Annotated in this window: 8 protein-coding genes; 5 read left to right on the top strand and 3 right to left on the bottom strand. The window is 72.0% G+C overall.

Translation table 11 applies throughout. The annotated features are described in order from the left end of the window. Positions 1-1287 (top strand): S41 family peptidase (locus A8W25_RS30710; protein WP_324616391.1); only part of this gene is annotated, 1287 nt, incomplete at its 5' end. A 145-nt stretch (positions 1288-1432) separates the two neighbouring features. Here the strand turns inward: A8W25_RS30710 and A8W25_RS30715 are convergent. Continuing rightward, positions 1433-2668, bottom strand: coding sequence for a transposase (locus tag A8W25_RS30715; protein ID WP_067167728.1), 1236 nt, complete (start codon positions 2666-2668; stop codon positions 1433-1435). 485 nt (positions 2669-3153) lie between these two features. Continuing rightward, on the bottom strand, positions 3154-3990 hold the full coding sequence (locus tag A8W25_RS30720) for an AfsR/SARP family transcriptional regulator (RefSeq protein ID WP_067167730.1): 837 nt from the start codon (positions 3988-3990) through the stop codon (positions 3154-3156). Between the two features lie 216 nt (positions 3991-4206). Here A8W25_RS30720 and A8W25_RS30725 point away from each other — a divergent pair, with 216 nt between their 5' ends. The 3 genes from A8W25_RS30725 to A8W25_RS30735 all read left to right on the top strand — a co-directional run bounded on the left by A8W25_RS30725 (position 4207) and on the right by A8W25_RS30735 (position 7071). After that, positions 4207-4944, top strand: coding sequence for an SDR family NAD(P)-dependent oxidoreductase (locus A8W25_RS30725; protein ID WP_067167732.1), 738 nt, complete (start codon positions 4207-4209; stop codon positions 4942-4944). An 83-nt stretch (positions 4945-5027) separates the two neighbouring features. Continuing rightward, on the top strand, positions 5028-5975 hold the full coding sequence (locus tag A8W25_RS30730; protein ID WP_107470843.1) for a zinc-binding dehydrogenase: 948 nt from the start codon (positions 5028-5030) through the stop codon (positions 5973-5975). 136 nt (positions 5976-6111) lie between these two features. Beyond that, the gene (locus tag A8W25_RS30735) at positions 6112-7071 is read left to right on the top strand and encodes an MBL fold metallo-hydrolase (protein WP_067167734.1); all 960 of its coding nucleotides are present in this window, start codon (positions 6112-6114) and stop codon (positions 7069-7071) included. 91 nt (positions 7072-7162) lie between these two features. Here A8W25_RS30735 and A8W25_RS30740 read toward each other — a convergent pair whose 3' ends face one another. After that, a complete protein-coding gene (locus tag A8W25_RS30740; protein WP_067167736.1) occupies positions 7163-7687 on the bottom strand; it encodes a flavin reductase family protein in 525 nt (174 codons plus the stop codon). A 193-nt stretch (positions 7688-7880) separates the two neighbouring features. Between A8W25_RS30740 and A8W25_RS30745 the strand changes: the two genes are divergently transcribed. Then, positions 7881-8954: a phosphotransferase family protein gene (locus tag A8W25_RS30745; RefSeq protein ID WP_067167737.1), complete on the top strand. Its 1074-nt coding sequence runs from the start codon at positions 7881-7883 to the stop codon at positions 8952-8954. Positions 8955-8978 lie beyond the last annotated feature (24 nt).

Below are 8978 nucleotides of genomic sequence, written 5' to 3' on the forward strand. Positions count from 1 at the left end.
CGGCCCCGCCACGACGGCGACGGTGTCTGGCAGGTCGACGACTACGGAACCGTGCTCGACGTACGCGGTGCGAGCCTGGCCACCTACCAGGTGACGTCCCTCAGCTGTCTGCCGGGCGTCGCGGGCGCCCGGGAGAAGGGCGCGCCGGGGCGGTACGCCATGGCGGACGGCGACATGTACACCCTGCGCGCCGGGGCGCGGGCGAAGCTGCACATCGACGGATCGCCGGGGGACCGGACCCTGCGACGGCTCGCCGCCCTGCCCGCGACCTGCCGCGCACCTCAGCCCGGTGCGTTCGACGTCTTCTGGCGGACGTTCCAGGAGAACTACCCCTTCTTCGCCGCCAAGGGGATCGACTGGCGGGAGGTGCGTGACCGCTACCGGCCGCGCGCCGAGGCGGCCCGCACGGACGCCGAGCTCTTCGCCGTCCTCACCGAGATGGTCGCGCCCCTGCACGACGCCCATGTCGTCGTCTCCGCCGACAGGACCGGGTTCTTCGGTATGACCCGCCCCGGGACCGAGGTCCCCGGCCCGGACCTCGACGACAAGGTCACCGCGTTCGTCGAGCGGCGCGATCTGGCGGGGCGACCGCTCCAGCGGTACGGGAAGGGCCGCATCGGATACGCCGACGTGCCCGCGCGGGACGGCGGCAGCTACGGCTATCTGCGGCTGTCCGCCTTCAGCGGCTACAGCGAGCGCAACACCTACGCGGCCAACCGCGCCGAGCTCGACCGCGCCCTCGACGCGATCCTCACCCCCGACCGGGTGCACCGTCTGCGGGGGCTGATCCTCGACGTACGCGTCAACGGCGGCGGTTCCGACAGCCTCGGCCTCGACCTCGCCGCCCGGCTCACCGACCGACCGTACTTCGCCTACGCCAAGCGGACCCGCCACACCGCCCCGCAGCCCCAGTACGTGCGTCCGGCCGCCGCCGCGCGCTACGCGGGGCCGGTCGCGCTGCTCACCGGGGGCTCGACCTTCAGCGCGGGCGAGACGTTCACCCAGGCCATGATGGAGCGCCCGGCGCCGACGACCCGGATCGGGGAGCCCACGCAGGGCGTCTTCTCCGATGTGATGGAGCGCGCACTGCCGGGCGAGGGCCGCGAGAAGTGGTGGTTCGGCCTGCCCAACGAGGAGTTCCTGGCCCGCGACGGCAGGACGACGTTCGACGGGTCCGGAGTCCCGCCCCTGCTGCGCGAACCGGTGTTCACGGAAGCGGAGTTCGCCCACGACAGGGACTCGGCGTTCGACCGTGCGGTGGGTTGGCTGGGGGAGCGGGGGCGGTAGGGACGCGGGCCCCGTCGTCCGCTGCCGAGGGCTCACCGCTGTGCCCAGGGGGTGGACGAGGGGCAGCCCACCCGTGCGCGGCCGAGAGAAGCGGTCACTCCCGGATCCACTGACGGGTGGGCGGACGCGCTGGGGTGACGGGTGGTCAGTCCTGTCGCCGGGACCCCGTCCCCTTCGCGTCGGGGTCGTCCCCCTCCAGTACCGACACGGCGTGGGCGGCCGAGGCGAGCGTCACATGGCGATGCCAGCCGGCGTACGAGCGGCCGGTGAAGTCGCGGATGCCGAGGCGGTCGGTGGTCTCGCGGAAGTCGTGGTCGGCGCGGCGGACGAGGCGGCTCAGCCGCATCAGGGTGGGCAGCCTGGTCTCCGTCATATCGGTGAGCCACAGCTCCACGGGCCCCTGGCGGCGGCTCTCCGCCACGCCGAGCAGCGCCAGTTCGCCCGGCCCCGCCAACTGCCGTACGGCGGGCGAGGGGCGGACGCGGAGCTTGGTGGTCAGGTGTATCGGCCGCCCGCTCCCGGAGTCGCGCCCCGGCAGCGGCGCCGGGCGCATCCGGTCGCGGGCGGCGGTCATGATCTGGATGGCCTGCTGGACCTCGGGTGTGCGCCCCTGCAGCGCGGGATCGGTCACGGTGAGCTGGACCGCGCCGGTGATCCGGGCGAGGAAGGGGACGCCCGCGGCCCGGAACGCCCCGATGGTGGACGCCAGGTCCATGTGCCGGGCGTCCAGCACGACCGGCCGCTGCGGCAGCCCCCAGTCGCTCGCCGTCTCCACGGCCGCCTCGACCGCCGAGTCACCCAGGGTGCGGTCGCCGAGGTCGTCGGGGATGGACGCCTGGCGGCGCCGGATGTGGTCGTTGAGCCAGGAGGAGGACAGGTGCAGCCGCCAGTTGAGGGGCACGCTCATCCGCTCGTTGGCGGCCCACACACCCACCGCCTGCTGGGCGTTGACGAGCTGGCCCAGCTCGGAGACGAACTGCCGGTCCACACCGACGGAGTTCTCCCCGGTCTTCGGAATGACCATGGGCCGCACCACATACGCCAACGGCGGGTCCAGCCGGGTGATGTGCCGGGCGAGGGAGCGGCGCACCGGGACCCAGTCCCAGGTCGAGTCGCTGACGAAGTGGTGGAGGCTCTGCTCGGTGGCCGAACCACCCAGCAGGGCCGCCATGTTGCGTATCGACCGGCGCCCCTTCGCCCCGAGGAGGCCGCGCAGATACGCGAGTCCCCTCAGCCGCTGGTCGCTGCGGCGCAGCGAGGCGAACAGCACCGTGCTCACCTCGGTGAGCACCCGCTCGTCCCAGGTCGCGGGCGGCGTGCTGGGCCGGTGGCAGTCGTCGTCCGACGGACAGTTCTCCAGTGTCTCGGCAACGGCATTCATGAGTCCCCCGTGGACTTGGAATGAGATGGGAGGAAGGCCCGCGCAGTCCGGCGAGCCACTTGATTCCGGATCCAACGATGCTCGTCGCACACTCGCGTGCCAAGGTAGAGGGGACACCCTCTGACCCACCCGGAACGAGGGGTAACCTCCCTCCCGCCGCGCCCAATCTTCCGTCCCCCGCTTCTTGCCGGAGAGACATGTCACACGTGTCGAGCCGAGGTGGTGGCGGACACCACGGGAAACGGCACGTTCCGGTAAAGGACCGGGCGGCCGCCCTGTTCGCTGCCAAAACTCCCTGGTCAGAGCAGTTTTGTGGTCGTGGTCGACGGCTGCGGAGGTGTGGTCCGGCCACACAGGAAGCGCCCTCACAGAGCACGGAGCAGGCCGTGCACCTTGGCGCGGACACAGAAACGCCCGGCCGCGAAGACCGTGGAGGTCTTCGCGGCCGGGCGTTGTGGTGTGCTGTTCCGGCGTGCTGCTTCCGCTCAGGCCGAGCGGGCTCCGCTGTGGGCCAGCAGGTCGAGGGAGAGCAGCGGGGCGGTCCTCGTGGGGGCGTCGATCACCGGGTCGCAGGCCAGCACCGCCTGGTGGAGACGGTTCATCCGGGGGGACGGTTCAAGGCCGAGTTCGTCGCCCAGCATCCTGCGCAGCCGCTGGACGACCTCCAGCGCCTGGGTGCGCCGGCCCGAACGGCTCAGCGCCAGCATGAACTGGGCGTGCAGATTCTCGTGCGTGGGATACAGCGCGCACAGCGCACTCAGTTCACCGAGAAGATCATGGTGCCTGCCGAGCCTGAGATCGGCGTCGATGCGCTGTTCCTGGACGCTGATCCGGGTTTCCTCCAGACCCGCCAGATGAATACGCAGAACGGGTCCCGACTGGACATCGGAGAGCGCCGATCCCTGCCACAACCCCAGGGCGGTGGACAGAAGTTCGGAGGCGGCGGCGTCGTTCTTTCCGAGTTCGGCCCGGCCCTGCCGTACGAGATCGTGAAAGAGATTCACATCGAGTTCGTCGTGGCGCACGGCGAGGAGATATCCGCCGTCCCTGGTCTGCAGCAGTTCACGCGCCGCCTTGAGGCTGCCGATGCGCGGCACCCGCTTCAGGATGCGCCTGAGCTGCAGAACGTACGACTGAAGCGTGGAAAGACCGGTATCCGGGGGACTTTCTCCCCACAGTTCCTCGATACAAGTTCCGACTGTGACAACCTGATTCGCGTTGAAGACGAGCAGCGCGAGGAGCTGTCGCTGCTTCGGGGCCGTGGGGGCGTAATCGTGACCGTTTTCCCGCACGCGCAGCGAACCGAGCACCGAGAATTCCATAACGACCTCTCGCTTGTTTTCCCGCATTGGCGAAACCGCCGACGGACGGCGGACCCGTTGTTCAGCGAGACTATCCCCGGGGCCCGCCCGGCTCTCCCAGGAGAGTTCAGGATCCGTCAACTCGCGCCATCGCGGCCCCCCATCGGGAGTTCAGCCAGCCTCCCTCGGGATTCCGTAGCGTCGGCCTCCGTCGACACGATCCCCGAGGAGGCACACGTGCGACTCGCAGGGAAGGTCGCCATCGTCACCGGTGGCACCAAAGGCCTGGGGTACGCGATCGCCCAGGCATACGCCAAGGAAGGGTGCCGCGTCGTCTGCGCCGCCCGCGAGCCCGACGAGGGGCGCGAACTGCCGCCGGTGGGCGAGGGCGACCTCGCCTACCACCCCGTCGACGTCCGCGACCCGGACTCGGTGGAAGCGCTGATGCGCGGCACCTACGAGGCATACGGCCGCCTCGACGTCCTGGTGGCCGGTGCGGGCGTCAGCCGGGCCGGTCCGGCCGAGCGGCTGGACGCCGCACACTGGTCGGACGTCATCTCCACCAACCTCAACGGTACGTTTCTGTCCGTGCGTTCAGCGGTTCCCTACCTTCTGCGCGACGGCGGGGGGCGCATCATCACCCTGTCGTCGGCGCTGGCGACCCGGGTGGCCCCCGGCTCGTCCGCGTACGCGGCGTCGAAGGCGGGGATCGAGATGCTCACCCGGGTCGTCGCCGTCGAGCTGGCGGGACAGCCCATCACGGTGAACTGTCTGAGCCCGGGCTTCATCGACGAGGGGATGGGACGCCAGCTGGCCCGCAACGAAGCCGTCTGGGACTACTACCGCGGCAAGATCGCGGCCGGGCGCGCCGGGCGGGCCGACGAGGTCGCCGACGCCGCGCTCTTCCTGGCCGACGACGGCTCCGACTACGTCAACGGCCATGTCCTGGAGGTCAACGGCGGGCTGCGGTGGTGACCGACCACCACCGCGGCCCCGACCCCCTGCCCACCTCGTAACGTTCACCACCCCCAGACAAGGAGAGCGACAACCATGTCCCCATGGACCACAGCGACTTGGGCGGAGGCCTCGTGAAGGCACTCGTGTCCGGTGACTCCGGACCGCGCCTCGACTCGGTGGCCGAGCCCGAGCCGCGCCCCGACCAGGCGCTCGTCGAGGTGCACGCGATCGCCGTCAACCGCGGTGAGCTCGCACTGATGGGGCAGCTCCCGCCCGGGTCCCGGCTCGGCTGGGACGTGGCGGGCACAGTGCTGCGCGCCGCGGCCGACGGGAGCGGGCCCGCGGCCGGCACCCGCGTCACCGCGCTCGCCGAACGCGACGGCTGGGCCGAGCGGATAGCCCTGTCGCCCACCCGGCTGACCCCCGTGCCGGGCGGCATGGACTGGCCCGCCGCCGCGGCCCTGCCGGTGGCCGGACTGACCGCGCTGTACGCCCTGGAGTACGCGGGACCGCTGCTCGGGCGGTCCGTGGTGATCACCGGCGCGGGCGGTGGAGTGGGCCGGATGCTGGTGCAGCTCGCCGCCGCGGCGGGCGCCGAGGTGATCGCCCAGGTGGGCTCCCCGGGCCGTGCGGAGGGCCTGCGGGCGCTGGGCGCCCACACGGTGGAGACGTACGAGGAGGGCGCCGCCGCCGGCGGTCCGGTGGACGTGCTCGTCGACAGCGTCGGCGGGCAGGTGCTCGCCGGTGCCTTCGGGCGGGTACGGCCGGGCGGCACGCTCGTGTGCTACGGCAACACCGTGCGCGAGGAACTGCGGCTGCCGATGGACTGGGGTCATGCGCGCCCCGGACTGCGGATCAGCTATCTCCACCTCTTCGACGAGGTGACCCGCCGCAGTGTGGCGCGCGATCTGGCCTCGCTGGTGCGGCTGGTGGCAGAGGGGCGGCTCACCCCCGAGGTCGCCGCCGTCGGCTCCTGGAGCGATCCGGAGCCCGCGCTCGACGCGCTGCGGCAGCGGCGGGCCAACGGCAAGGTCGTCCTCACCCTCTGAGACCTTCCTCCCACGGGCCCGGCGGTTTGTGCGGACCGCCGGGCCCCTCCGCTGCCGTCACGCCTACCGGCCGCCTCCAGCCGCCGGTCATCGGCGCACCTCCTGTCCTCCAGGAGGTGCGGCCACCGTGGAACGTATGAGCCTGCCATCCACAACGCCCTCCGACCGCCGCCCCTCCCGGGTACCGCCGCCCCGTGTGGAGGAGGTGGCCGACCGGATCTTCGCGTACGTCCAGCCCGACGGGGGCTGGTGCCTGAACAACGCCGGGATCCTCGCCGGGCCCCACTCGGTGGCGCTCGTCGACACCGCGGCCACCGAGGCCAGGGCCCGCGCCCTGCGCACCGCCGCGCTCGCCCGCGGCGGCGCCGAGCCGAGGACCGTCCTGAACACCCATCACCACGGCGACCACACCTTCGGCAACGCCGTCGCCGCCCCGCGGGCCACCGTCATCGCGCACACGCACACCCGCGCCGAGATGGCCGAGAAGGGCGAGGGCCTCAAACACGTATGGCCCGACACCGACTGGGGCGACCTCGGTGACCTCGGCCGCTCCCTGCCGACGGTGACCTTCGAGGACCGGTTGACGGTGTACGTCGACGAGCTGGCCGTCGAGCTGATGTACGTGGGACCGGCGCACTCCACCAACGACGTGGTGGTGTGGGTGCCCGAGCACCGGGTGCTGTTCGCGGGCGACGTTCTGATGCCCGGCTGCACACCGTTCCTCCTCGCGGGATCCATCCTCGGCTCCCTGGAGGCGATCGCACGACTGCGGGCGCTCGATCCCCGTACGGTTGTGGGCGGGCACGGGCCGGTGGCCGGGCCCGAGGCGCTCGACGAGGCCGAGGCGTATCTGCGGTGGCTTCAGGAGGTCGCCACGAAGGGGATCGACGCGGCACTCACCCCGTTCGAGGCGGCCCGGGACACCCCGCTCGGCGGCTACGCGGAGCTGCGCGACCCGGAGCGGCTGGTGGCCAATCTGCACCGCGCCTACTCCGAGGCGCTCGGCAAACCCCTGGACACCCAGATCCGCTCGGCGCCGGTGATGGCCGAGATGGCCCGTCTGGGCGACGGGAGCGCGCTGGCCTGTCTGGCCTGAGCACCCACGTAGAGGACCCTGAGCACTGGCGTATACGGCTTCGCCCCGCCGGTTCAACCGGCGGGGCGAAGCCATATGCGCGCGGGCCCCGCTAGCCGTCGGAGGGTGCGACGGTGTGCAGGGCGCCGCGGTGGAAGACCAGCGGAGGGCGCGCGGCGTCCACCCCCAGACCCACCACCTCGGCGACGGCGAAGAAGTGGTCGCCCAGCCGCTGGACCTGGCGCACCAGACAGTCCAGCCACGCGGTGGTGCCCGGCAGCACGGGGTTGCCGTGCGGCGACTCCCACCACGTCAGACCCGCGAACTTGCTCGCGGTGTCACCCGGTGCGCCGCTCTTGGCGAAGCGCGCGCAGAGCTCCTGCTGGTCGTGGGCGAGGATGTTGACGGTGAACGAGCCCGCCTCACTCATCGGCGGCCAGCTGACGGACTTCTCGTCGATGAAGATCCCCACGAGCGGTGGCTCCAGCGACACCGACACGAACGACCCCACCACGAGTCCGGCGGGCCCGGTCGCCGTCGCCGCGGTGACCACGGTGACGGGACTCGGGACATGGCCGAGTATGTGCCGGAACAGCTGCGGCTCCACGAACGCCCCCACAGGCGGTGCCCAGGACATGTCGACCTCCCCAATGATGTTCTCCGGTCAACAGCAATGCTGCGGCCCGTGGTTGGGGAACCGGTCGGAGGCGGATGCAGAGCCGCCGATGAGCGCGTCGAGCGGCACCCGGGGTCGCCGTTCATCCTCCATCCGTCCCCCATCGGCCCCCTCGACCATGGGGGACACCCGTATATGGATGGAGGAGCCGGCCATGCCCGTGCCCCAGCAACGTGATCCCGAACTCACCCGGAAACATCTGACGACCTGGCTCGCCGAACGGCTGCCGGAGGCGACGGACCTCCAGGTCCGCGTGGAGGTGCCCGAGGGCCTCGGCTTCTCCAACGAGACGCTGCTGGTGGACACCAAGTGGGGGCCGACCGGCGCCGAGCGGCACCGCCGTCTGGTCGTCCGGGTCGCCCCCACCCGCTACCGGGTGATGCCCGGCTCCCGGCTCGACGAGGAGTACCGCGTCCTGGACGCGCTGCGGGACACCGATGTGCCGGTGCCCGGTGTCCTCGGCTTCGAGGCCGACCCCGGGCTGCTCGGCGCGCCCTTCTACGCCATGGACCGCGTCGAGGGCTGGGTCCCGCCGGACCTGCCCTCGTACCACCGCGACGGCGGACCGGTGGCCGCGCTCGACGAAGGCGGCCGGGCGGCGGTGTGGTGGGGCGGTGTGGAGGCGCTGCACCGCATCCACCGACTGGACGTGGGCACGCTCGGCCTCGACGGCCTGCGCCTCTCGGCGCACGGGCCGTATGGCCTCGGTGCCCAACTCGACTACTACGAAGCCCATATGGACCACTTCGGCGGCGCGGACAGCGTCCCGGTCCGCGAGGCGCTGGCGCTGCTGCGCGACCAGACGCCGCCCGAGCCGGAGCGGCCGAGTCTGCTGTGGGGCGACGCGCGCCTGGGCAACCTGATGTTCTCCGGTGTGGCCCCGGTGGCCGTACTGGACTGGGAGATGACCTTCCTGGGCCCCGGCGAGGCCGACCTCGGCTGGTACCTCTACCTCGACCGGCACCTCAGCGAGGGCGTGGGCGCACCCCGGCTGTCCGGGCTGCCCGGGCGCGCCGAGACGATCCGGCGCTACGAGGAGCTGGCGGGGCGGTCCGTCGCGGCGCACATGGACTGGTACGAGGTGTTCGCCGGCTTCCGGTTCGCCCTGATCGCCTCCCGGGTGGGACGGCTGCTCGTCGAGCACGGCCTGGTCGCCGCCGAGGCGGACGTCCCGCTCGCCCGCAACGCGGCCAACCTGCTCGCCCGCACGCTGCGACCGCTCGGCTGAGCCCCCGCACTTCCCTCCACCCCC

Origin of the sequence: Streptomyces sp. ERV7 (assembly GCF_001653515.1) — a bacterium.
GTDB lineage: Bacteria > Actinomycetota > Actinomycetes > Streptomycetales > Streptomycetaceae > Streptomyces.

Excerpts from the sequence above, each read along its gene's own strand:
- A8W25_RS30715 (WP_067167728.1), bottom strand. The coding sequence starts at position 2,668 with ATGAATGCCGTTGCCGAGACACTGGAGAACTGTCCGTCGGACGACGAC.
- A8W25_RS30720 (WP_067167730.1), bottom strand. The coding sequence starts at position 3,990 with ATGGAATTCTCGGTGCTCGGTTCGCTGCGCGTGCGGGAAAACGGTCAC.
- A8W25_RS30730 (WP_107470843.1), top strand. The coding sequence starts at position 5,028 with ATGGACCACAGCGACTTGGGCGGAGGCCTCGTGAAGGCACTCGTGTCC.
- A8W25_RS30735 (WP_067167734.1), top strand. The coding sequence starts at position 6,112 with ATGAGCCTGCCATCCACAACGCCCTCCGACCGCCGCCCCTCCCGGGTA.
- A8W25_RS30740 (WP_067167736.1), bottom strand. The coding sequence starts at position 7,687 with ATGTCCTGGGCACCGCCTGTGGGGGCGTTCGTGGAGCCGCAGCTGTTC.
- A8W25_RS30745 (WP_067167737.1), top strand. The coding sequence starts at position 7,881 with ATGCCCGTGCCCCAGCAACGTGATCCCGAACTCACCCGGAAACATCTG.